At 72.5% G+C, this 22,626-nt stretch carries 21 protein-coding genes; 10 read left to right on the top strand and 11 right to left on the bottom strand.

The genetic code is table 11. The annotated features are described in order from the left end of the window. Positions 1–128: 128 nt before the first annotated feature. Complete coding sequence (locus NCI01_RS02915; RefSeq protein ID WP_254179965.1) at positions 129–848, bottom strand: hypothetical protein; 720 nt, start codon at positions 846–848, stop codon at positions 129–131. Beyond that, positions 845–1,873 (bottom strand): M48 family metallopeptidase, encoded by a 1,029-nt coding sequence (locus tag NCI01_RS02910; protein WP_254179964.1) that lies wholly within the window; start codon positions 1,871–1,873, stop codon positions 845–847. The genes NCI01_RS02915 and NCI01_RS02910 overlap by 4 nt, the downstream gene beginning before the upstream one ends. A 71-nt stretch (positions 1,874–1,944) precedes the next feature. Between NCI01_RS02910 and NCI01_RS02905 the strand changes: the two genes are divergently transcribed. Continuing rightward, positions 1,945–3,228 (top strand): phosphotransferase family protein, encoded by a 1,284-nt coding sequence (locus tag NCI01_RS02905; RefSeq protein ID WP_254179963.1) that lies wholly within the window; start codon positions 1,945–1,947, stop codon positions 3,226–3,228. A 138-nt stretch (positions 3,229–3,366) separates the two neighbouring features. Here the strand turns inward: NCI01_RS02905 and NCI01_RS02900 are convergent, their stop codons facing one another. The 4 genes from NCI01_RS02900 to hutH form a co-directional block, all read right to left on the bottom strand. Then, entirely contained in the window at positions 3,367–4,506 is a 1,140-nt protein-coding gene (locus tag NCI01_RS02900; RefSeq protein ID WP_254179962.1) for a M14 family zinc carboxypeptidase, read from the bottom strand. Between the two features lie 192 nt (positions 4,507–4,698). After that, positions 4,699–6,444: a urocanate hydratase gene (hutU, locus tag NCI01_RS02895; RefSeq protein WP_254179961.1), complete on the bottom strand. Its 1,746-nt coding sequence runs from the start codon at positions 6,442–6,444 to the stop codon at positions 4,699–4,701. A gap of 82 nt (positions 6,445–6,526) precedes the next feature. Further along, positions 6,527–6,676, bottom strand: coding sequence for a hypothetical protein (locus tag NCI01_RS02890; protein ID WP_254179960.1), 150 nt, complete (start codon positions 6,674–6,676; stop codon positions 6,527–6,529). Between the two features lie 248 nt (positions 6,677–6,924). Next, positions 6,925–8,493, bottom strand: a complete 1,569-nt coding sequence (gene hutH / locus NCI01_RS02885) for a histidine ammonia-lyase (RefSeq protein WP_254179959.1) — start codon at positions 8,491–8,493, stop codon at positions 6,925–6,927. Positions 8,494–8,673: 180 nt separating this feature from the next. Here hutH and NCI01_RS02880 point away from each other — a divergent pair, with 180 nt between their 5' ends. The 5 genes from NCI01_RS02880 (at position 8,674) to NCI01_RS02860 (ending at position 12,834) form a co-directional block, all read left to right on the top strand. Further along, a complete protein-coding gene (locus NCI01_RS02880) occupies positions 8,674–9,126 on the top strand; it encodes a hypothetical protein (RefSeq protein WP_254179958.1) in 453 nt (150 codons plus the stop codon). A gap of 84 nt (positions 9,127–9,210) precedes the next feature. Further along, positions 9,211–9,915, top strand: a complete 705-nt coding sequence (locus NCI01_RS02875) for a hypothetical protein (RefSeq protein ID WP_254179957.1) — start codon at positions 9,211–9,213, stop codon at positions 9,913–9,915. A 71-nt stretch (positions 9,916–9,986) separates the two neighbouring features. Further along, positions 9,987–10,694 carry a helix-turn-helix transcriptional regulator gene (locus NCI01_RS02870; protein ID WP_254179956.1) on the top strand — a complete coding sequence of 236 codons (708 nt, stop codon included), beginning with the start codon at positions 9,987–9,989 and terminating at the stop codon, positions 10,692–10,694. Positions 10,695–10,778: 84 nt separating this feature from the next. Further along, positions 10,779–12,029, top strand: coding sequence for a vanadium-dependent haloperoxidase (locus tag NCI01_RS02865; protein WP_254179955.1), 1,251 nt, complete (start codon positions 10,779–10,781; stop codon positions 12,027–12,029). Positions 12,030–12,066: 37 nt separating this feature from the next. Next, the gene (locus NCI01_RS02860; protein ID WP_254179954.1) at positions 12,067–12,834 is read left to right on the top strand and encodes an IclR family transcriptional regulator; all 768 of its coding nucleotides are present in this window, start codon (positions 12,067–12,069) and stop codon (positions 12,832–12,834) included. On the opposite strand, the gene NCI01_RS02855 is transcribed toward NCI01_RS02860, so the two are convergent. From NCI01_RS02855 to NCI01_RS02835, 5 genes are all read right to left on the bottom strand, one after another. Next, positions 12,806–13,339 carry a class F sortase gene (locus NCI01_RS02855; RefSeq protein WP_254179953.1) on the bottom strand — a complete coding sequence of 178 codons (534 nt, stop codon included), beginning with the start codon at positions 13,337–13,339 and terminating at the stop codon, positions 12,806–12,808. The genes NCI01_RS02860 and NCI01_RS02855 overlap by 29 nt on opposite strands. 192 nt (positions 13,340–13,531) lie before the next feature. After that, positions 13,532–14,839: an ADP-ribosylglycohydrolase family protein gene (locus NCI01_RS02850; RefSeq protein WP_254179952.1), complete on the bottom strand. Its 1,308-nt coding sequence runs from the start codon at positions 14,837–14,839 to the stop codon at positions 13,532–13,534. A gap of 46 nt (positions 14,840–14,885) precedes the next feature. Continuing rightward, the gene (locus tag NCI01_RS02845; protein WP_254179951.1) at positions 14,886–15,392 is read right to left on the bottom strand and encodes an ADP-ribosyltransferase family protein; all 507 of its coding nucleotides are present in this window, start codon (positions 15,390–15,392) and stop codon (positions 14,886–14,888) included. A 5-nt stretch (positions 15,393–15,397) separates the two neighbouring features. Further along, the gene (locus tag NCI01_RS22540) at positions 15,398–16,915 is read right to left on the bottom strand and encodes a putative T7SS-secreted protein (RefSeq protein WP_254179950.1); all 1,518 of its coding nucleotides are present in this window, start codon (positions 16,913–16,915) and stop codon (positions 15,398–15,400) included. A gap of 1 nt (position 16,916) precedes the next feature. Next, a complete protein-coding gene (locus NCI01_RS02835) occupies positions 16,917–17,240 on the bottom strand; it encodes a hypothetical protein (RefSeq protein WP_254179949.1) in 324 nt (107 codons plus the stop codon). Between the two features lie 124 nt (positions 17,241–17,364). Between NCI01_RS02835 and NCI01_RS02830 the strand changes: the two genes are divergently transcribed. The 4 genes from NCI01_RS02830 to NCI01_RS02815 all read left to right on the top strand — a co-directional run bounded on the left by NCI01_RS02830 (position 17,365) and on the right by NCI01_RS02815 (position 22,567). Continuing rightward, positions 17,365–17,685 (top strand): hypothetical protein, encoded by a 321-nt coding sequence (locus tag NCI01_RS02830; RefSeq protein ID WP_254179948.1) that lies wholly within the window; start codon positions 17,365–17,367, stop codon positions 17,683–17,685. Beyond that, positions 17,682–17,978, top strand: a complete 297-nt coding sequence (locus NCI01_RS02825; RefSeq protein WP_254179947.1) for a hypothetical protein — start codon at positions 17,682–17,684, stop codon at positions 17,976–17,978. Before NCI01_RS02830 ends, NCI01_RS02825 begins: the two co-directional genes overlap by 4 nt. 128 nt (positions 17,979–18,106) lie before the next feature. Continuing rightward, complete coding sequence (locus NCI01_RS02820) at positions 18,107–21,835, top strand: heterodisulfide reductase-related iron-sulfur binding cluster (protein WP_254179946.1); 3,729 nt, start codon at positions 18,107–18,109, stop codon at positions 21,833–21,835. 189 nt (positions 21,836–22,024) lie between these two features. After that, entirely contained in the window at positions 22,025–22,567 is a 543-nt protein-coding gene (locus NCI01_RS02815) for a toxin-antitoxin system HicB family antitoxin (protein WP_254179945.1), read from the top strand. Positions 22,568–22,626 lie beyond the last annotated feature (59 nt).

Below are 22,626 nucleotides of genomic sequence, written 5' to 3'. Positions count from 1 at the left end.
CCTGCGGGGTCGACAGAGCGTGGACGCCCGCTCACCCACAAGGATGGACCCGACTTGGCGAAAGGCGGAGGGACCGCCAGAGTGATCCGGCCGCCCGACCACGGGCCGGCCGCATCCCCCCGCATCACCTAGGAGACACATCCATGATTGTCCTCGGACTGATCCTTCTCATCCTCGGGCTCCTGCTCCCGCAGAACATCCTCCTGACCCTCGGCATCATCCTGATCGTCGTCGGCCTGGTCCTGAACTTCGTGCCGATCGGCGGCTCCAGCCGGCGGGTCTGGTAGCGGATTCGCCACATCTGGCGATCGGGCCCCGGACACCACTGGTGTCCGGGGCCCTGCTGCGTCCCGGGTCCGACGCCGGACACGTGCCACCTCGTCCGCGGGGAAGACCTCGTCAGGCAGGATGAACCACTGGGCCCTCCCCGAGATCCGGAACAGCACGAACTCGGAGTGCGTCTCGATCTCGCGGATGTGCTCGACGCTCACCCGTGACGACGAGACATGGTCCGCGACTGTCATGGAGTCCCGGCCGAACGAGGTGTCGAGGCGGTGCCCCGGCACCCATCCGAGCTGCTTGCGCTGGAGGGCCAGGTTGCCCCGGGGCATCCACCACGTCAGGGCCCCGACGGCCACCACGGCCAGGACCGATCCAGCGAGCAGCTGGTCGACGGCGATTGCGAACGTCATCGTCGCCGCGAGCAGCGCGACGTCGGCGAACACCACCATGGCGACCAGACCGGGCTCGAAGCGGTCCTGCATCATGCGTGCCGCGGCGTCGATGGTGTGCGGGGTCAACGTGCAGGAGTACGCGCGCTCCCCGTCGACGTCGTCGGCCGCCGTCACGCGCTCTCGGTGCCGCGGCGGAAGCGGCCGTTGACCCAGGTGCTGGCCGTGCCCATCCAGCCGGCCAGGTCGTGCACCAGCTTGCCGAGGGTGTCCTGGGTCCGCTCGAACGACGCGGAGTAGCTCGCGGCCGCCTCCTGGGCGGCCTCGCTGACCGAGGCCGTGTCGTCGTCGGCACGGCGGGGGTAGTCGCCGCCGAGGATCGCGGTGTAGGCGCCCGAGTCGATCCAGCGCCGCAGCTCGGTCGCCCGCACCACCGCGAACGGGTGGCTCTGCTGCTGCAGGAGCGAGAGCTTGATGAGGGACTCGCGGACGTCGCCACCCTCGTCGTACTCAGCGCCCTGGGACAGGAACGACGTGACGTCGAGCTCCTCGAGGGTGCCGCCGCTGGCGAGCTTCATGTGGGTCCGCAACGCGGCGGTCGGGTCCTGGCTGGCCAGCAGGCCGGCGCGGTCGGCGGACAGCTCGGCCTTGCGCGACCACTCCAGCAGGGCGACGGTGATCACCCGGATGCCGATGGCCCCGCCGGGGATGGCGTAGAGCAGGCCACCGAGACCGAGGAGCCGCAGCAGCAGGGTGCGGTAGACGGCGTGCCCGCTGACGGCGTGGCCGAGCTCGTGGCCGATGACGAAGCGCAGCTCGTCGTCGTCGAGGTGGTGCACCAAGCCCGAGGACAGCACGATCGTCGGACGGTCCATCCCGATCGTGACGGCGCTGAGCGTCGGGTCGGCCTGGACGTAGAGCTCCGGCAGGTCGCTGACGTCGAGGCTCCGCCCCACCTCCGCCAGCAGCCGGTGCAGACGCGAGAACTGCCGCTCGTCGACCCGCACCGCCGAGCCGAGCAGCGTCAGCCGCCAGGCCCGCTCCCGGAAGACCCCCGACATGGTCTTGAGCAGCACGTCGAAGCCCTTGAGCTTGCGCAGCGCGACCAGTGCGCCCTTGTCGGCGGGGTGCTCCCACGCCCGCGAGCTGATGTCCGTGAGCACGACGCGCGCACGCGCCGGCTTCTTCTCCCCCGATGCCATGGGGGGATCCTGCCCTACGACGGCACGCACGTCAGGGGGTTCGCGCATCGACCTCGTGCCACGATGCGCCGGTGACCCGCCCTCCCCACACGATCCACGTCGCCCTCGTCGACGGCGACCGGGTCTGGACGACGCCCGACGGCGCCCTCCCGTCCTTCGTGGACGACCCGCAGGCCGGCGGTCCGACGGCGACCGCGACCGCGGCCCGTCTGCTCACCGACGCAGCTCACCTCGCTCCGGTCGTCGTGCTCGACGAGACCAACCGGCTGCACGTGCTCGGCTCGCGCGGAGGTACGCCCGAGCGCGGGCGCTGGGCCGACCTGGCAGCGCTGCCTGCTGACCTGCGCGCGCACGTCGAGGCGGCGGCCCGGGCGCACCGGGGCACGCCGCCCGCGCACCGGCCCGCCTGGTACGCGCCCGGCTGGCACGACGAGGTCGAGGAGTGGATCGACTCGGTGCTCGCGCCCAGCGGACGCGCCCGGACCGGCCCCCTCCGCACCCACCGCGTGTGGAGCGTCTCGGCCGTGCACACGGTCCCGACCGATCGCGGGACGCTCTGGTTCAAGGCCAGCTGCGACCACTTCGGCGCCGAGGCCGGCATCGTCGAGACGCTCGCCTCGCACCTGCCCGACCTGGTCCCGGAGGTGGTCGCCACCGACCGGGACCGCTCCTGGCTGCTGACCGAGCCGCTCGCCGGCGTGTCGGACGACGGCGCCCCGGCGGACGCGGCGGCGGTCCTGGCGCCGAGGTGGGCCGCGGCCCAGGTCGCGTCGCTCGACTGGCTCGACGAGCTGCGTGCGGCCGGGGCGCCCGACCGTGGCCTCGAGCCGACACTGCTGGCGTGGCGCGACGCCCTGGCCTCCAACCGTGAGCTCGACGACCTCACGGCGGAGGAGCGCGCGCGGCTCGCGGCAGCCGTCCCGCTGGTCGAGTCCCGACTCCGGGACCTGTGGGGCTGCGGCTTCCCCGAGACGCTCGGCCACGGCGACCTGCACGCAGGCAACGTCGCCTTCGACGGCGTACGTCCCCGGATCTTCGACTGGAGCGACGGCTGCGTGACGCATCCGTTCCTCGACGGCACGCACCTCGCGCACTGGATCACCGAGGAGTCCGGCGGGGCTGTCGACGAGCGCGTACGCGCCGTGCTGGCGCCGTGGCGCGACGCCTGTCCCGCGGCGGACTTCGAGCGGGCCGTCGAGCTGGCACCGCTGGCCGACCTCGTCTTCCAGACCGTGACGTTCGACGGGCTGGTCCGGGCGCTCGAGGCTGGCACCGGCGACTTCGACGGCGTGGTGGTCATGCTGACCCGCAAGGTGATCGAGACGGTCGTGGGCGGCGGGCCGCAGGACTCCTGAGCCGGGGGCGGGGCGGTCCGTGCCGGCCCCGGTCACCGACCACGATCAGCGCACGTGCGGCGGTCGTGGCCCCGGAACGCCCGTTGGAGGGACCTCTTCCGCCGCACGTGCGGCGATCGTCGATGGATCAGCCGCTGCTCACCCGTGCGGGTCCGGGACGTAGGGCCCGCGCTCGCGGATGGTGTCGGCGGGCACGGTGTCGCGGGTCCACAGCGACCCGTCGGCCGCGGCGCGCAGGATCGCCGTACCGGCCACCTCGGTCTGCTTCGCGATCATCCCGCTGCTGGCATGTCCCATGTCACCGCGTGCCTCGTAGAGCACCGAGGCGGAGCCGAGCAGGCCGTAGGCGTTGCGGGCGATGCCGGGGAACGGGGTGCTCGGGTAGCGCGTGATGTTGGCGTAGCCCTTGCCCTCCAGGGCGTCGAGCATCTCGGAGACCACCCGCTTTGAGTCGGTCACGACGCCGGCGAACTCCTCGCTGATGCCCAGGGCCTCGGCCTCCGCCTCGGCGTTGGGCCACATCACCGAGCCGGTGATCATGCGGCCGTCCTCGTCGACGTAGGTCCCCTGGTGGTGGAAGTCCACGACCAGCCGCGGCTGCCGCTCGTCCCAGAGCAACCGCATCGCGATCGCCTCGGGCACCGGGTTGTTCGTGTCGGCGCCGGGTTGGTAGGGGTGGTCGTAGGCGCTCTCGGAGTAGGAGTGGTAGCGGTTGATGTCGTAGCCGCGACCGGACTGGTAGAACTCGCAGAAGGCCGGGCACGAGGTGTCGAAGTTCTGCCGCCACGGCGTGGTGTTGCCGGCCAGGTCCGTCACGTCGGCGTCGAAGCCGTCGACGTTGACGCGCGGGACGATGGTGACGGTGAGCGCGTCCCTGATCGCCCTCGCCTCGGCCGACCCGCCGGCGAGGCTGCGCACCACGCTGATCATGGCGTTGGAGACGATGTACTCGTCGCCGTGCTGGTTGGCGACGAACATGATGTCGGTGTCGCCGTCGCCGATCGTCACGACCGGGATCTCGCGGCCGGTGTTGGAGGTCAGCGGTGCCGGGCTGAGCTCGAAGCTCCCCTGCGCCCGGCCCTCGATCGACTCCAGCGTGCTCCAGAGCTGTTCATAGCTGCGGATCGCGTTGGTGTTCTCCCCGCCCTGCGGCCATGGACCGCCCGGGGTGGTGTCCGGGCCGGCGACCGCCGGACCCATGGTGCCGGCGGCTGCCAGTGCGACGGCTGCCGCTGCGAGTGCGCACGTCCGGGTGCGCCTGGTGATGGATGGATGCATGAGCCTGCCTCCCGATAGGTGGTCTCGCGCCCATCCACCCACCGGGAGGGAGGGGTGTCAACGGCTACCGGCCGGTCACCCCCTTACGAGCCGCAGTCACCCCCTACGAGGAGCAGTGGTGGGGGTTTCGAGACGCGTCGCTTTGTCCTCGCAGGCTCCGACTAAGCCGAAGCTCCTCGACCTCCTCGGCTGTCACTCGCCCTTCGCAGGCTCAGGCCGAGCGGCCTCGGACATCGGCACGCGGACCCCGCGCTCCTCCGCGACCTCGACCGCGCGGTCGTAGCCGGCGTCCACGTGGCGGATCACGCCCATCCCGGGGTCGTTGGTGAGGACCCGCTCGATCTTCTCCGCCGCGAGCGCGGTGCCGTCGGCGACGGTGACCTGGCCGGCGTGCAGCGAGCGGCCGATGCCGACGCCGCCGCCGTGGTGGAAGGACACCCAGGTCGCGCCGGAGGCGGTGTTGACCAGCGCGTTGAGGACGGCCCAGTCGGCGATCGCGTCGGAGCCGTCGAGCATCGCCTCGGTCTCTCGGTAGGGCGACGCGACCGAGCCGCAGTCGAGGTGGTCGCGGCCGATGACGATCGGCGCCGTCAGCTCGCCGCTGGCGACCATCTCGTTGAACCTCGCACCGGCCTTCGCGCGGTCGCCGTAGCCCAGCCAGCAGATGCGCGCCGGCAGGCCCTGGAACTGCACCCGCTCGGCGGCCATGTCGAGCCACCGGTGCAGGCGGGCGTACTCCGGCTTCTCGTCGGCGGGGAAGAGCTCCTTGATCGCGCGGTCGGTCGCAGCGATGTCGGCCGGGTCGCCGGACAGCGCGGCCCAGCGGAACGGCCCCTTGCCCTCGCAGAACAGCGGCCGGATGTAGGCCGGCACGAATCCGGGGAACTCGAAGGCGCGGTCGTAGCCGCCCTTGCGCGCCTCGTCGCGGATGGAGTTGCCGTAGTCGAAGACCTCGGCGCCGGCGTCCTGGAGCTCCACCATCGCGCGCACGTGCGTGGCCATCGACTCGCGCGCACGCTTGGTGAAGCCGCGCGGGTCCTCGGTCCGCTCGCGCTCCCAGTCCTCGAAGGCGGTGCCGACGGGGAGGTAGAACAGCGGGTCGTGCGCCGAGGTCTGGTCGGTGACGACGTCGACGAGCGGGCCGTCCCCCTTCTCCACCCGGTCGAGGTGGCGCTGCAGGATCTCGGGCAGCACCGCTGCGGCGTTGCCGAGCAGGCCGATCGAAAGCGCGCGGCGCTCGTCACGCGCCTCGAGCGCGAGCTCGATCGCGTGGTCGAGGTCGCGCGCTTGGACGTCGAGGTAGCGGGTCTCCAGCCGGCGGTCGATGCGGTGCTGGTCGCACTCGACGCAGATCGCGACGCCGTCGTTCATCGTCACCGCGAGCGGCTGCGCGCCGCCCATGCCGCCCAGGCCGGCCGTGACGGTGATCGTGCCGGCGAGCGTCCCGCTGAACCTCTTGTCCGCGATCGCGGCGAAGGTCTCGAAGGTGCCCTGGAGGATGCCCTGGGTGCCGATGTAGATCCACGAGCCGGCGGTCATCTGGCCGTACATCGTCAGGCCGAGGTCCTCGAGGCGACGGAACTCCTCCCAGTCGGCCCAGTCGCCGACGAGGTTGGAGTTGGCGATCAGCACGCGCGGCGCCCACTGGTGCGTGCGCATGATGCCGACCGGCTTGCCCGACTGCACGAGCAGCGTCTCGTCGTCCTCGAGGTCGCGCAGCGAGCGCACGATCGCGTCGTACGCCTCCCAGCTGCGGGCCGCCTTGCCGGTGCCGCCGTAGACGACGAGGTCCTCGGGGCGCTCGGCGTTGTCGGGGTCGAGGTTGTTCATCAGCATCCGCAGCGGCGCCTCGGTCTGCCACGACTTCGCGGTCAGCTCGGTGCCGTGCGCGGCGTGGATGGGCAGGCGGGGGTTGCCGTGGGGTGCGTCCGTGGTCATGCCCTCATGAAAACGCCGCGGCGACGGCGGCCGAAAGAGGTCGGACCGGATCGCGGTCTGTGATCCGAGACTGCTCGCGCGGTCATCGAGCCCTGTTCTGCGCCCGGGCCCACGCCCGCGCGGACGCCATCAGCTCGTCGCGGGTGATGAAGGTGTCTGCCGGTCGCAAGTAGGGACGGACCTGGCGCACGCCGTTGGAGCACAGGGCGTCGTTGTGCCAGTTGCGGTCCATCGTCGGCGCCCACCAGCACCTCCACAGGGTGGCTGCCGAGGGCGCCGCGGCATGGCGTGGGCTTGCAGCGCTCGGCGACGCCTGAGCCGCGGGGCCGACCCCGGCCGCGACGAGGAGGCCCGTCAGGACGATTCCGCACATGCTCGTTCTCATGCGAGGCAACGTAGTGCCGGCCGGGAGACGCGTCCTCAGAACGGCAGAACCACACCGGCACGGAGAGTACGGAGACGGAGTGCTACGTCTCCCGCTCAGGCCAGCGGGCCGATCACGGACTCGGCGGCGGCGAGCACCGCGCCGGACTGGACGAGGCCGACGGCGGCCTCGATCTCGGGCGAGAGGTGGCGGTCGGGGCCCGGGCCCTCGATGCCGTTGCTGCGCAGCAGGTCGACGACGGCCCCGGTCGCCGGCGACGGGGTGAGCGGGGCGCGCAGGTCGAGCGCACGGGCCGCGGTGAGCACCTCGACGGCGACCACCCGCGCCAGTCCGTCGACGGACCGGCGCAGCTTGCGGGCGGCGTTCCAGCCCATCGACACGTGGTCCTCCTGCATCGCACTGGAGGGGATCGAGTCGACGGACGCGGGGACGGCGAGCCGCTTGAGCTCGGAGACGATCGAGGCCTGGGTGTACTGGGCGATCATGTGGCCGCTGTCGACGCCGGGGTCGGCGGCGAGGAACGGCGGCAGGCCGTGGCTGCGGGCCCGGTCGAGGAAGCGGTCCGTACGACGCTCGCTGATCGAGGCCACGTCGGCGGCGACGATCGCGAGGAAGTCGAGCACGTAGCCCACCGGGGCTCCGTGGAAGTTGCCGTTGGACTCGACCCGACCTTGGCCGTCGGGGCCGGCCATCACGACGGGGTTGTCGATCGCGCTGGCGAGCTCGCGGCCGGCGACCGTCGCGGCGTGCTCGACCGTGTCGCGCGCCGCGCCGTGCACCTGCGGCGAGCAGCGCAGCGAGTAGGCGTCCTGCACCCGGTTGCACTCCACCGTGTCGTCGGGTCCTGTCCGGTGCGAGGCGACGATCGCCGAGCCGGCCATCAGGGCGGTGAGGTTGGCCGCCGAGAGGGCCTGGCCGGGATGCGGTCGGATGTCCTGCAGCTCGGGGGCGAACACGCGGTCGGTGCCGAGCTGCGCCTCGACGCTCATCGCGGCCGCGACGTCGGCGGTGCGCAGCAGCATCCGGAGGTCGGTGATCGCCAGGACGAGCATGCCGAGCATCCCGTCGGTGCCGTTGATGAGCGCGAGGCCCTCCTTGGCGACGAGCTCGACCGGCTCGAGGCCGGCGTCGGCGAGGGCGTCGGCGGCAGGCAGGAGCGTCCCGGAGGCATCGCGCACGTCGCCCTCGCCCATCAGCGCCAGGGCGCAGTGGGACAGCGGCGCGAGGTCGCCGGAGCAGCCGAGCGAGCCGTACTCCCGCACGACCGGGGTGATGCCGTGGGTCAGCAGGTCGGCCATCAGCTGCGCGGTCTCGCGCCGTACGCCGGTGTGGCCGGTCGCGAGCGTCGAGAGCCGCAGCAGCATGAGCGCCCGCACCACCTCGCGCTCGACCTCGGGACCGGACCCGGCGGCATGGGAACGGACGAGGGACCGCTGCAGCTGGGCCCGCATGTCGGTGGGGATGTGCCGCGTGGCGAGCGCGCCGAAGCCGGTGCTCACGCCATAGGTCGGCGTCTCGGCGGCGGCGAGCGTCTCGACCACCGCCCGGGCGCGGTCGATCGCGGCGAGCGCGTCGTCGGTCAGCGCGACGCCGGCGCCCTCGCGGGCGACGCGGACGAGGTCCTCGAACGAGACGGGGCCGACCCCGACGTGGATGGTCTGCATGCCCTCATCCAACGCCCGTCACCGGTGCCGCCACCAGAGGTGCAGGCACGGCGCAGTCTCGCATCCGAGACATCACTGCCCACCCATACGGAGGACACCGAAACGGCCGCCACGTGGCACGGTGGAGACGAGGCGGCCCGCCCGGACCGTCGGAACAGCCGGAACGCAAGGAGGTCCCTCATGGACACGACGACGTGGATCATCGTCCTGGTCGTGGTGCTGGTCGTGGCGGCGCTCGTCGCCTGGCTGATGGCCCAGCAGCGCAGGAAGAAGCAGCACGAGCACGCCGAGCAGCTGCGGTCCGAGGCCCACGAGCACGCGACCGAGATCCCGGAGACCCAGGTGCGGGCCAAGGAGGCCGAGGCGGAGGCGGAGCGCAAGCGGCTCGAGGCCGAGCGCGCCCAGGCCAAGGCTCGCGAGGCCCAGGTGGCGGCCACCCAGCAGCAGGCGGTGCACGAGGACCGGCTGCGGACGGCCGACGAGGTCGACCCGCACGTCGACACCTCGTCGGAGGACTACGCCCCGGGCACGTCCGGCCACGCCCCCGGCACGAGCACCCACGACCCCGACACGGTGCTCGACGCGGACGACCCGCGGCGCACCGATGGGACCGGCGGCACGCACCGGGCCTGACCGGCGCGCCCCGAGGCGCAACGCAGGACAGGGACGACCATCACTGGAAGACTGGTCGTCCCTGTCCCGTGAAAGAGGAAGCCCGTGACCACGCTCATCATCGTCCTCGTCATCATCGCCGTCGTGATCGCTGTCGCGGCGTTCCTCGTCCGGAAGAAGAACCGCGAGGCCAACGTCGCCCGCGCCGAGCAGCTCCGCGCGCAGGCCGCGACCCAGGCGCAGGCCACGATCGCCCCCGCCCAGGAGCGTGCCGCGGCGGCCGAGGCCGAGGCCGAGCAGGCCCGCGCCGCTGCCGCCGAGGCCCAGGCGAAGGCCCAGGAGGCCCGCCTGGCGGCCCAGCAGGTCGAGGCGACCCACGAGAGCCAGGTCCGCGCAGCCGACCGCATCGACCCCCGCGTCGACCACAAGTCCGACGACTACGCGCCCCAGGTGCCCGGCACCGCGGACCACACCCCCACCCCGCCCTCGGAGGTCAACGCCGAGGTCCCCACCACGCAGACCACCACGCAGCCCACCCCGCAACCGGCGGCCGGCTCCGAGACGACCGCCGAGACGACCGCCACGCAGCCCGCGACCGAGCAGCCCGCCACCGAGCAGCCCGCCACCGAGCAGCCCGCTGCGGAGGGCACCTCCGACGGGCGTGCCCCGCTCCTCCCGCGTCGTACGCCCGGCGCCAACGAGATGCCCGGCAAGCCGATCGAGCAGACCGACGGCGGCGGCGGGTGGTTCACCAAGGACTCCGGCAAGGACTCCAGCGGGGACTCCAGCGGGGACTCCGGCCGGGCCTGAGCCGGACCGGACGTCTGGACCACCCTGACGGGTCCGACGAGCCGGTCTAGCATCGAAGGTCGGGACCAGCCATGCCACACCTCGACCTCTCCGACCGGGACCAATGGGCCCTTCGGGACCTGCTGGCAGCCGAGCCGTGCCCCGGCTCGCCGCTCCCGACCCGACACGTGCTGGAGCTGCTCGCCGTACTGATCCCGGCCGACGAGGTCGGCGCGGTCTACCAGGACGGCTCCTGCACCGTCGTCGACGGGATCTTCCTGGGCGGGGTGCCGGGCTTCGGCCGTGACCTCCCCGCGGCGAAGCGGGGCCCGCACTACCTCGGCATCATGCACTGGGGCAGGCACCCGCTGGCCGCCGACGCGTGCTTCGGCGGGCTCATGGGTCGGCAGGACTCGTTGTGCATCGGCTTCCGCAACGGAGCCGACGGCGTCGTGCAGCTGGTGCTCGACCGCTGGACCGGCCCGTTCGACGACCGCGACGTCGCCGTGCTCCGCATGGTGGCGCCGCTGCTCGCCCGCCTGGCGCGCGAACGGCTGACCCCCCAGCTGCCCACGTCGCTCACGACGCAGGAGCGCCGCGTCCTGAGCCACGTGGCGGCGGGCCGGTCCAACGGCGAGATCGCCGAGGCACTCTTCGTCGCGCCCTCGACCGTGCGCAAGCACCTCGAGAACGCCTACCGCAAGCTCGGCGTGACGAGCCGCGTCGCCGCCGTGGCCCGTCTCCAGGGCCGCGACCTCCCGGACATCGACCTGCGCGAGCGGCTGGCCCGGCTGGGGTGAGGGACGGAGATTCGCCGAAACGCGAATACCGGTGACCGCGCGGCTCTCCGACGCTGGGCAGACACGTCCAACGAAAGGTCCGCCATGAAGAACTTCCGTTCGCGCGCCGTCCTGGTGGCCGCCGCCCTGCTCGCCACGTCGACCCTCACCATCTCGCCGGCCGCCTCGGGCGGCGGCAGGCACGCGCACCCGCACCACGACCCGCCGGCCTCGCCGGACAGTGCTCAGGTGGTGCTCGACTGGGAGCGGACGGCGTTCGCCACGATCTACCCCGCCACCCCCATCCCCGTCGGCGTACCGCTGCTCGGCTACACCTCGCTGGCGATGCACGACGCGATCCGCCACTCGGCGGCGCGGCCCGACAGCTCGGAGACCGCCGCCGCGGCGACCGCCGCCCACCACGTGCTCGCGCACTACCTGCCACCAGCCGCGGACGCGGCCCTGGACGCCCAGCTCGTCGCGTCGCTGGCGACGGTCCCCGACGGGACGGCCGAGGACCGCGGCGTACGCACCGGCGAGAAGGTGGCCGAGTGGCTCATCGAGGACCGCGCCGACGACGGCTACGGCGACACGAGCATCCACTACACGCTGCCGCCCGCGATCGGCACGTGGCAGCCCACACCGCCGGCCACCGACATGCTCGCGGCCTGGATCGGCTCCATGGACCCCCTCGTCGTACGACGCCTCGCCCGCGTCGACGGGCCCGACAAGCTGACCAGCGACGACTACGCCGCCGACTACAACGAGGTCCGGCTGCTCGGCAGCACCGCGTCGACGGTGCGCAGCCAGTCCCAGACGGACACCGCGGTGTTCTTCAACAGCAACTCCGCGACGATGGTCGGTGACGCGCTGGTCCGCTACCTCGCGGCGCACCCCGCCACGCTCGAGGAGACCGCGTGGCTGTTCGCCGCGATGCACGGCGCGATGACCGACTCGCTCATCAAGTGCTGGCAGCTCAAGCGCGACGTCGGCTTCTGGCGCCCGTTCCAGGCGGTCGCCGGCGCGGCGGACGACGGCAACCCCGACACCCAGCCCGAGACCGGCTGGACGTCGCTGCTCCCCACGCCGCCCTACTCCGACTACGTCAGCGGGCACGGCTGCCTCACCGGCCCCGCCGTCGAGGTGGTCCGGACGACGCTCGGCGAGACGACGCCGCTGGAGCTGCGGTCGAGCGCCGCGCCGGGCGCGCCCCGGACCTACGCGACGCTGACCCACCTCGAGCACGACGCCTTCAACTCCCGCATCTGGGGCGGGCTGCACTTCCGCGACGCGATGGCCGACGCCTACGCCATCGGGCACCGCACGGCCCGCAAGGTGATGGAGGAGCTGCACTGAGGCGCGTCCCCGGCCGGGACGTGCCACCATCGGCCTCGTGAGCCAGGTCCCCGCAGCGACGCGCACCCTGCGCGTCCTGCGGTTCCTGGCCACGCAGGCCGACCCGGTCCCGCTCGACCGCATCGTCCGCGCGTGCGACCTGCCGCGCAGCACGGCCTACCACCTGCTCAACACGATGATCGACGAGGGCTTCGTCGTGCACCTGCCCGACGAGCACCGCTACGGGCTCGGGGTCGCGGCGTTCGAGGTGGGCAGCGGCTTCACGCGGCAGGAGCCGCTGTCCCGGCTGGCCCGACGGCCCCTCGCCGAGCTCGTCGACCGGACCGGCCACGGCGCCCACCTCGCGGTCCTGCACGGGCGCGACGTGCTCTACGTCATCGAGGAGCGCGCCCCGGGCCGGCCTCCGCTGGTCACCGACGTGGGGGTGCGGCTGCCCGCCCACCTGACCGCGTCGGGGCGCGCGATCCTCGCCGCGCTGCCGGCCAGCCAGGTCCGGGCGCTCTACCCCGACCGGGATGCCTTCGTGGACCGGCACGGCAAGGGCCCGTCGTCGCTGAGCGCCCTGCGCACCGTGCTGTCCGCGGCGCGGCAGCGGGGCCACGCGACCGAGGACGGCGAGGTGACGCCCGGCCTGCAGAGCGTGGCCGCCGCGGTGCTCGACCACAACGGCCACCCGGTGGCCGGGGTGGCGGTGACCTTTCCCAGCGACGCCGACGCCGACGCCGACGCGATCGCGACGGCCGTGCGGCAGACGGCCGCCCGGCTGACCCGACGGGTCAGCGGGAGGGCAGCAGCCGCGCGTTGACGATGATCCGGGTGCGGTAGACCCCGGTCAGGTCGTCGCGGTCACCGCACGTGATGAGGACCAGGCGCGGCTTGCCGCGGTCGCTGAACAGCCCGGCGACGGCCGAGCGCGACATCCCGGTCACCCGGCGCACGCGCGTGACCTCGAAGCGGTTGCGACCCACCACCACAAGGTTGCCCGGACGCAGCCGGCCGAGCTCGTCGAACACCCCGAGCCCCTTCGACCAGGTGTGGCCGGCGAGCACGGCGCTGCCCGGCTGCCCGGGCAGCACGCCCGCGCGCCAGCGGTAGACATCACGGACACTCCGCCCGATCGCGAGGTGGCCGGCACGGGTGACCCCGACGGGGATGATCCCGGCGTCGACCCCGATCGCGGGGATCGACAGGCGACCGACGGCGGCGGGACGGGCGGTCGCGTCGGACGACGCCGCGAGCGGGCCCGCGCCTGCGGGCGCGCCGGCGAGCACGGCCGCCGCCACCAGCACGACCACCAGCGCCCTGCGCACGCCCCACATCGCCCACACCCCTTTGTCGGCCCACCCGGACGTTCCCACTCGTCCGGCGATCGGAGGCTACGCCCGCCCGGCGACCCGTGACCCGATCTTCGACCAACGTGGGCGAAGCCTTCGACGATCCGCCGGAACGGGGCGGGTACGACGCCCGGGCTCGCGGTCCCGTCGATCCTGACGCCGGGTGCCTCAGCGGCGCCACCACCGGCGGCGCGGCGGACGCCAGTCGCCGCGCGACTCCCCGAGCCGGGCGACCTCCTCGACGAACCGGGGCCGAGCCGCCGACCACTCGGAGGTCTCCAGCAGGGTGCGGTGGGCGCCCCGGTCACCGACGTACCAGACCTCGTAGGTGCCGTCGTCGTCCTTGCGCAGACCGATGAGCTCGCTGGAACGCCCCCCGGGCACGGGGCGGCCCTCGACGAGGAAGTGGTGGCCCTCCCCGAGGCCGAGGGCGACCAGGTGCTCGGCGACCTCGTGGAGCTCGTCGGGCACGCGGTGGGCCGCGGCGTCCTCGGCGCCGCGATCCGCCACCCGCGCGGCGAGGTCGCGCAGGTCGTCGGCGCGCAGGCCGGGCCAGCCGTGCACGGCCTCGAGCCACTCCTCGGGGAGCGACGACGCACCGTGGGCCGCCCCGAGCAACGCCCCGGCGATCGCGGCGACGGTGTCGGTGTCGTCGCCCGCGTGGACGGCGGCGACCAGCGACGTGACGACCGGCGACCCCTCGCCCACCGGGTGGCGGATCGCCGACCACGCCGCCTGCAGCGCGGTGACGACGTAGCCGTTGGGCGCGAACGTGGACGGCGTACGACGCTCGGCGTCGGCGATCCAGGCCGCCCACTGGTCGCGCCTCTCCATCGGCAGCTCGGCGACCAGCTCGGCGAGCTCGGGCATCTCCCCGTCGAGCACCGCCCGGCGGATCGCGTGGCACCACAGCACGCACGCGTCGCCGGTCAGCGGATCGGCGTGGGTCAAGCCGGAGATCGCGCGGGACCTCTCGGCGAGTGCGGCGGGGTCGTCCAGGAAGGCGAGCGCCACCGGCGCGGTGCGCATCAGCGAGCCGTTGCCGGCCGTGTGGCCCGTCTGCGCGTGCAGGGAGTACGACACCAGCCGGGCGCGCTCGGCCGCGTGGGGCGACCCACGTCCGACGCCCACCTCGCGGAGCACCTGCCTGGTCTGGTTGCCGACGTCGGTGGCACCGCCGTCGAGCCAGTCGACCCAGCCCCGGACGACCGCGTCGAGGGCGGTGACGTGGCGCAGGCCCTGGGCCGCGGCCACGCCCGCGATGACCACGGCCATCTGCGTGTCGTCGCTCCACTCGCCGGGCTCGTAGGGCCCGAGCCCGCCGCCGATCATCCGGGGCGGCTCGTCGGGAGCCAGCGGCGCCGAGCCGAACTCGTACGGCACCCCGAGGGCGTCGCCGCACGCAGCGCCGAGCAGGACGCCCTCGATCCTGTCGGCCCGGGCGGCATCCCCGGTGGCGTGCACGGGCGGGTTCATCGCCTCCTGGCTCGGCAGATCTGCCCGGCCCGTCAAGGGGCCACCGTCACGCGATGTCGCCGACGAACTTGCCGGGAGTGGTGATCTCGACCGGCCCGTCGTCGCGCGCCTGACGCACCTTCTCGACGGTGAACGCCGCGATCTCCTCCAGCGAGCCGAGGGGCTCGTCCAGCTGGCCGAGCTCGGGGTTGAGCTGCTCGACGATGGTCACGGGCAGGTCGTCGACGCGGGCAGACTTGACCACCGTGAACATCGATGCTGGCAGGAACACCACCTCGCGTTCGGCCGGGTGGCGCGAGACGTCCTCGATCGCCCGGCCGGTGCGTCCCAGCACGACGTAGAGGGCGGGTGAGGTGAGGTTCTCGGTGGCCACCGCCACCGAGCGGGACGTCGCCGTGAGCTCGCGGGTGACGATGACCTGACCCTCGCGGCCGAAGGAGGAGTCGAGGGACCGTCCCCGGAAGCTCACCCCGCGGTGGGGAGGCAGCTTCTCCAAGGCGACCAGGAGTGCGGCGACCTTGCGATCCAGGTCCTCCGACGACGCGTTGCCCATGCCCGTCACTCCTTCAACCAGATGTCCCAGTAGCCGTCAGGATTCCATTCCTTGCGCAGCACCTGGAACTCGGTGCCCTTGTCGAACAAGATCTCCGACTCGCCCGTGCCGTAGTGCGACCACTGCTGCACGTCGCGACCGGACTGGCCGTCGATGTGGAACATCGTGTTGCCGCCGCCGCGGAACTGCTGTGCCGTGGTCTCGCTGAGCGATGAGCTCGAGAACGCACCGTCGGAGTAGGGCTTGCCGCCGGGGACGATGCCGTCCAGGACGCTGTCAGGCAGGTTGGTGCCTCGCAGGGTGTGCCCCTCGAACGGCGGCAGCTTGTCGAGCGCGGCCGACACCTCCCCAGAGAGCCGGTCGAGCTCCGCCGCGCTGTGCGCACCCGAGGTGGGCAGGCCACGGAGGTGGGCATTGAGGTCGCCGTAGAAGTTGTTGCCGGTGTAGTCGTCGATGGCCCGCGCGTCGTCGGCACCGAAGTCGTCCAGCCGGTGGAGGTCGTCGAGGTTGTCGAGCTTGCCGAGGTCCGACAGGTTGTCGACCTTGTCCAGGTCCGACAGGTTGTCGAGCCTGTTGAGGTCGCTCAACCCGTCGAGCACGTCCATCCCGCCCTTGGCGCCGCGCGTGGCGAGCGCCCCTGCTCCTGCGGTGGCGACGGCCGCCACCGCGTCCGGCACCAGGTGGCCGATCGCGCGGGCCGGGTCGTCGGCCCAGGTGTCCCAGTCGAGCAGCGACTTGCCGAGCTCCTTGCCGAAGCCGACCGGGTCGGTCGTCAGGCCGGTGTAGATGCCCTGTGCCATCTCCCAGCCGTTCTCGACCGACAGCTCGTACTTCTTCGCCAGCTCCTCGGGCGTCAGGTCGCCCGCGGCGACCTTGTAGGCGTCGATCACCAGGTTGACCGGACTGAAGGGCACCATCGTCAGCAGGTCCCACACCGCCTCGCCCGCGCCCTCGAGGATCCCGCCGACGAACTTCAGCCCCGACTCCAGCCAGTTCGGTTCCTCCGGAGCGTCCGCACACCCGGCCCGCACCTGGCCGGCACAGGTGTGCGCCGCGGCGTCGAGGTCGGCCCGCGCCGACGCCAGCTCCGACAGCGCCTCGGTCTGGATCGGGTCGCCCCAGTCGACGAAGGGCTGCGCCGGGTCGGTGCCGCCGCGGCTCCAGTAGGACCGCATCTGGCCCATGTAGGAGTCGTACTGCGTGCGCGCGGACGCCGACTCCTGCTGCCCGCGCTCGTACTCCTTGCGCGCCGCCTCCGCGCGCGCCTGCGCGCTCTCCAGCTCACCGGCGTACGTCGTCAGCCCGGCCGCCGCCTTCTTGAAGCCGTTGCCCGCCTTGATCCACCGGTCCGGCTCCAGGTCGTGCGCCTCGCGGAACTCGTCCGCCGCCCGACCGGTCCACCCCGACACGTCGATCTTCGCCAGCGCGTCACCCGTGTCGTAGAAGAGCTGGCCCTTCTGCTCCATCAGCATGGCCTTGGCGCGGATGTTGCCCGGGTTGCCCTCGATCTCGAAGTCCGGCACCTCACATCACCTTGATCGCCGCGATGGTGCCCTTGAGCGCGGACAGGGAGTCGTAGCCGGCCTTGTCGGTCTCGAAGTAGTTCATCGCGATCTTGCCCAGGCGCCCCGCCATCTCCTCGACGTCCTGGCAGAGGTTGTTGACGCCCTCCTCCCAGCGGCCCTTGAACTCGTCGAGCGCGTCCCAGACCGCATCGTGGCCGACATCGCCCTTGCCCGGGACGAGGTCCTCGACGTCCTTGTCCTTGAACAGCTGCAGCGCCTCGTTGAGCCCCTGGGCGGCCTTGCCCATGCTCTCGAGGTCCACCTCGTAGTCGTACGACGCCATGGCACTGGTCTTCCCCCGAGCCGGTCGCCCCAAACCGGGCGTGCGGATCCTGCTCGCGAACGTGTGAACTCGCCGCGGCCGGGGTAGGAAGGTCTGCGAACCACCCGAGCGAAAGGGGGCGGCCGTGGCCGTCGGACTTGTCTACGCCGAGATGCAGGCTGCCGCCCAGGCGGTCGCCGACGCCGTCGTGCCGCTGCAGACGACGCTGCGGGACCTCGGCGCCGCGATCGAGACCGAGGCCGGCAAGGGCTTCAGCGGCCAGGCGGCCGCCGGCTTCGGCGAGGCGGTCAACGCGTGGTTCGACGTGGCGATCACCCTGGGGCCGATCCTCGAGGGCTACTCCCAGAGCCTCATGTACGTCGCCCAGGAGCACGCGACCAACGACGTCGCCCAGGCCGAGCGCGCCGGCCAGCTCGCCGACCGCCTCGGCGGTGGTCCCCGATGACCCGCGGGCTGATCGTGCACCAGGGGTCGCTCTCCGCGCTCGAGACCGCGCTCGGTGACGCCACCACGGCGATCACGACCCAGATCACCGAGCTCCTCGAGCAGGTCGAGACGCTCACCCCGGGCTGGGACGAGACCAGCGAGTCGCACCTCGCCCACCTCGAGCACCAGCGCAAGCTCCACGACGGCGTCGCGAAGCTCACCGAGGCGCTCGACCAGGTCAAGGCCAAGCTGGCCACCTACCGCGAGGACGCCCGCGAGATCGAGGTCGAGAACGTCGCGATCGTGAACTGACCGCCCGCACGTCGGCCCCTCAAGTTACCTGCGGGTAGGATCCATCTCACGCCGCAGAGCCCTGCCGTCGGCGTGATCGGCGGACCTAGGCTGCGGCTCTGTACGCCCCTACCGAGGAGCAGCCCTTCATGCAGATCTTCGCGATCGTCGTCTCGTTCGCCTTCACGGTCGCCGCCGTGGCGATGCTGGTCCCGGCCGTACGGCGCATGCTGGCCGTGATCCGCGCGAGCCAGCCGGCACCGGGGCGCACCGACAACCCGGGCGGTCGCACGGCGACGATGCTGAAGGAGACGTTCCTCCACACCCGGATGCTGCAGTGGCACTGGGTCGGCATCATGCACTGGTTCGTCTACGCGGCGTTCCTGTTCCTCAGCACCGCCGTGGGGGCGGCGTACTTCCAGCTCTTCGAGCCGTCGTTCGCCTGGCCGCTGGTCGGCCACTGGTACCCGTACGAGTGGTTCAGCGAGCTGATGGGCCTGCTGAGCACGGTCGGCATCGTCTACCTGATCGTCTACCGGCAGAAGCACCACCCGCGCAGCGAGGGCCGGCGCAGCCGGTTCTTCGGATCGACCTTCTGGCAGGCCTACTTCGTCGAGGCGCTCGCGCTGCTCGAGGGCGCCGCGATCCTGTTCGTCCGCGCAGCCGAGTGGAAGCTCGACGAGGACGCGGGCCGCAGCCACTACCCGATCGCGTCGTGGATCGGCGACGCGTTCTACCCCAGCTCCCCCGAGGCCCTCGAGAACACGATCTACGCCATCGCGGCGTTCAAGATCGTGCTGGCGATGATCTGGCTGATGGTGATCGCCCGCAACATCACCATGGGCATCGCCTGGCACCGCTTCACCGCGTGGTTCAACATCTGGTTCAAGCGCGAGGCCGACGGCACCACCGCGCTCGGCGCGATGAAGCCGCTGATGTCGGACGGCAAGCCGGTCACCCTCGACGACATCGACGACCTCGACGAGGACTCGGTGCTCGGCGTCGGCAAGGTCGAGGACTTCTCGTGGAAGGGCATCCTCGACTTCACCACCTGCACCGAGTGCGGTCGCTGCCAGTCGCAGTGCCCGGCCTGGAACACCGAGAAGCCCCTCTCCCCCAAGCTGCTCATCACCAGCCTGCGCGACCACGCCTACGCCAAGCACGACGGCGACGCGGCGCACCTCGAGCGCGAGCTCGTCGGCGCGGGCGCCAAGGGCGAGAGCGGTGGCACCGGGACCGACGTCCTGGACTACTTCTACAACCCCGCCGACGGCGACTTCGTCATCGACGAGGACGTGCTCTGGAGCTGTACGTCGTGCGGCGCCTGCGTCCAGCAGTGCCCGGTCGACATCGAGCACGTCGACCACATCATGGACATGCGCCGCTACCAGCTGCTGGTGGAGTCCAACTTCCCTGCCGAGCTCAACCAGCTCTTCAAGGGCCTGGAGAACAAGGGCAACCCCTGGAACATGTCGAGCACCGCTCGCATGGACTGGGCCAAGGGCCTCGACTTCGAGGTGCCGGTCGTCGGGGAGGACCTGGAGTCCCTCGAGTCGGTGGACTGGCTGTTCTGGGTCGGCTGCGCCGGGGCGTACGAGGACCGCGCGAAGAAGACCACCCGCGCCGTTGCCGAGCTGCTCGACATGGCCGGCATCTCCTTCGGCGTGCTCGGCAACGGCGAGACCTGCACCGGCGACCCCGCCCGGCGCGCCGGCAACGAGTTCGTCTTCCAGGGCCTCGCCCAGCAGAACGTCGAGACCTTCAAGGAGTACAAGGTCAAGAAGGTCGTCTCGACCTGCGCCCACTGCTTCAACACGCTCAAGAACGAGTACAAGGACTTCGGCATCGAGCTCGAGGTCGTGCACCACACCCAGCTGCTCAACCGCCTCGTCCGCGAGGGGAAGCTGACGCCGGTCAAGGACGGCGCCGGCGCCGCCAAGCGCTCGATCACCTACCACGACCCGTGCTACCTCGGCCGCCACAACGAGGTCTACTCGCCGCCGCGCGAGCTCCTGCAGGTGCTGCCCGGCGCCGAGGTCATCGAGATGGAGCGCAACTCCGAGCGGTCCTTCTGCTGCGGTGCCGGTGGCGCCCGCATGTGGATGGAGGAGAACATCGGCGAGCGGATCAACATGAACCGCACCAAGGAGGCCGTCGGCACCGGCGCCGACCAGATCGCCGTGGGCTGCCCCTTCTGCCGCGTGATGCTCTCCGACGGGCTCACCATGCAGCAGAGCAAGGGCGAGGCCCGCGAGGAGGTCGAGGTCCTCGACGTCGCGCAGATGCTCCTCGCCTCGGTCAAGGGCGAGCAGGCGACGAAGGCCGCCCCGGGCTCCGCGCCCGCCGCTGCTCCTGCCGCCGCTGGTGCGACCGCCGCTGCCGGTGCGACCGCCACGGACGTCGCGACCAAGGACGAGCCGGACGCCGGCGACGTCACCGTCACCGAGGACACGGTGACCGAGACCGCCGACGTGGGTCCGGCCGCCAAGGCGTCGGGCGGTACGTCGCTCTTCGACACCCCGGCCTCCGAGGAGCCGGCCCCTGCCGCCGAGCCCGCCTCGTCCGGCTCGCTGTTCGACACGCCGGCCCCTGCGGACACGACGGCTCCCCAGGCTGACAAGCCGTCCACCGAGAAGCCGGCTGAGGCGTTCTCCGGCGGTTCGCTCTTCGACACCCCGGCACCGGAGCCGGCGGCACCGAAGGACGAGGCGCCCACCCAGACGACGACCGAGACGCCCGCCGAGGCGCCCGCCCAGGAGAAGGCCGCCGCCCAGCCGTCGACCGACCTGGGCAGCGGTGGCTCGCTCTTCGACCTCGGGACCCCCGAGCCCGAGCCCGCCCCAGCAGCGGCGGAGCCGGCGGACGAGCCCGCGTCCGCCGCGGAGGCGCCCGCCGCCCCGGCCCCCACCGCCGACCTGGGCGGTGGCGGCTCGCTCTTCGACATCGCTGCTCCCGAGCCGGTGGCTGCCAAGCCGGCGGCTGCCGAGCCGGCGGCTGCCGAGCCGGCGGCTGCCGAGCCGGCGACGGTCGCAGAGCCGGCCCCGCAGCCCGAGCCGACGGCCGAGTCCGAGCCGGAGGCGAAGGTCGCGCCCGAGCCCGCTCCGGCACCCGCCGCCGACGCTGCCCCGGCCGGCGGCGCGGCGTCCACGCCCGCCACCGACGCGGACCTCTCGAGCCTGGGGTCGCTGTTCGACCTCCCGGCCCCCGAGGCCACCGTGGCCGTTGAGTCTCCCAGCGACTCAACGTCGGATGAGGTCCCTGCCGAGCCGGCCGTGGCCGTTGAGTCTCCCAGCGACTCACCGTCGGATGAGGCCCCTGCCGAGCCGGCCGTCGCCGCTGAGTCTCCCGGCGACTCAACGTCGGATGAGGCCCCTGCCGAGCCCGCCGTCGCCGTTGAGTCTCCCAACGACTCAACGCCCAGCGAGGCCCCGGCGAGCGGTTCCGCGTCTGTTCCGGCCACGGATGTCGACCTGTCGGGCCTGGGCTCCCTGTTCGACCTCGAGGCGCCCGCGGCGGCACCCGTCGTCGCTGCCCCGCAGGCCGAGGCGGCCCCCGCGGCAGCCCCCGAGCCGGAGCCGGCACCGGAGTCGACGCCCGAGCCCGAGGGGTCGGAGCAGCGGACCGCCAGCGCCCCGCCGAGCGGGGCGGACCTGAGCCAGGCCGCGCTGTTCAACGACGACGTCGCCGCCGAGCCCGAGCCGCAGCCCGAGCCCGAGACCGACACCGAGCCCGCGGCGAACGACACCGCGGACGCGAGCGACGTACGGGCCGAGCCGACGCCGGACGAGGGGCCGAAGGCCGCCGCGACGGACGGCACCGCGCACAAGCCGCGTACGGACGTCGACATCAGCGACTCGAGCTCGCTCTTCGACCTCTGAACGGCAACCACCGGCAGCTGTAACGCCGGGTTGGTGCACCTACCCACCCCCATGCATGGGGGGTGCAACAGGCACCAACCCGGCGTTGCACGTCTGCGCCGGGGACGAAAGGCGGGTGGCGTCACCACGACGCCACATGACATCACCAGGGCATTGACTTGATGTCACAGTGATGTCACAGTGGTGCGCATGGACATCACTCCCTACGTCGACAGCCTCCGCCGCGACCTCGTCGCCGCGTCCGAGGCCGGGGGCGACGAGCTGAAGCAGGCCGCGGAGCGCCTCGCCTACGCGCTCGACCCGAGCGCCCGGCTCGCGCTCATGGAGGCCATCTCCCACGCAGCGGCCGAGATCACCGCCGAGTTGCCCGACGGCAGCGTGGACGTGCGGCTGGCGGGCCGCGAGCTCGAGTTCGTCGTCGAGGTCGCCCCGCCGGCCGCCATGCCGACCCCGCCCCCGCCGCCCGCTCCTCCGGCGCCCCCGGAGGAGGAGGCCGGCGACCTCGCCCGGATCACGCTGCGCATCCCGGAGGCGGTCAAGGCGCGCGCCGAGGAGAAGGCCGCCGCAGCCGGGCAGAGCCTCAACACGTGGATGGTCAACGTCGTGCGCCACGCCACCAGCGACCACGCCATCAACGTCGACATCGACCTCAGCAGCGTCCCCTTCGTGGGCTACGACCCGTTCGCCGGCAACCGCAAGCAGGGCAACCGCCGGATGACCGGCTGGCTCTGACGACCTGACCTGACCCCCACGACCTGACCCCCCACGACCTGACACCCACGACCTGACAC

Source organism: Nocardioides pinisoli (genome assembly GCF_024199985.1).
GTDB lineage: Bacteria > Actinomycetota > Actinomycetes > Propionibacteriales > Nocardioidaceae > Nocardioides > Nocardioides pinisoli.
Note: the sequence above shows the minus strand (reverse complement) of the source record. Positions and strands in the feature narration are given on the sequence as shown.

Bases quoted from the DNA above. Each gene is read 5' to 3' on its own strand.
- NCI01_RS02870 (WP_254179956.1), top strand. From the start codon at position 9,987: ATGCCACACCTCGACCTCTCCGACCGGGACCAATGGGCCCTTCGGGAC.
- NCI01_RS02820 (WP_254179946.1), top strand. From the start codon at position 18,107: ATGCAGATCTTCGCGATCGTCGTCTCGTTCGCCTTCACGGTCGCCGCC.
- NCI01_RS02825 (WP_254179947.1), top strand. From the start codon at position 17,682: ATGACCCGCGGGCTGATCGTGCACCAGGGGTCGCTCTCCGCGCTCGAG.
- NCI01_RS02835 (WP_254179949.1), bottom strand. From the start codon at position 17,240: ATGGCGTCGTACGACTACGAGGTGGACCTCGAGAGCATGGGCAAGGCC.
- NCI01_RS02850 (WP_254179952.1), bottom strand. From the start codon at position 14,839: ATGAACCCGCCCGTGCACGCCACCGGGGATGCCGCCCGGGCCGACAGG.
- hutU (WP_254179961.1), bottom strand. From the start codon at position 6,444: ATGACCACGGACGCACCCCACGGCAACCCCCGCCTGCCCATCCACGCC.
- hutH (WP_254179959.1), bottom strand. From the start codon at position 8,493: ATGCAGACCATCCACGTCGGGGTCGGCCCCGTCTCGTTCGAGGACCTC.
- NCI01_RS02865 (WP_254179955.1), top strand. From the start codon at position 10,779: ATGAAGAACTTCCGTTCGCGCGCCGTCCTGGTGGCCGCCGCCCTGCTC.
- NCI01_RS02880 (WP_254179958.1), top strand. From the start codon at position 8,674: ATGGACACGACGACGTGGATCATCGTCCTGGTCGTGGTGCTGGTCGTG.
- NCI01_RS02890 (WP_254179960.1), bottom strand. From the start codon at position 6,676: ATGGACCGCAACTGGCACAACGACGCCCTGTGCTCCAACGGCGTGCGC.
- NCI01_RS02900 (WP_254179962.1), bottom strand. From the start codon at position 4,506: ATGCATCCATCCATCACCAGGCGCACCCGGACGTGCGCACTCGCAGCG.
- NCI01_RS02910 (WP_254179964.1), bottom strand. From the start codon at position 1,873: ATGGCATCGGGGGAGAAGAAGCCGGCGCGTGCGCGCGTCGTGCTCACG.
- NCI01_RS02815 (WP_254179945.1), top strand. From the start codon at position 22,025: ATGGACATCACTCCCTACGTCGACAGCCTCCGCCGCGACCTCGTCGCC.
- NCI01_RS02845 (WP_254179951.1), bottom strand. From the start codon at position 15,392: ATGGGCAACGCGTCGTCGGAGGACCTGGATCGCAAGGTCGCCGCACTC.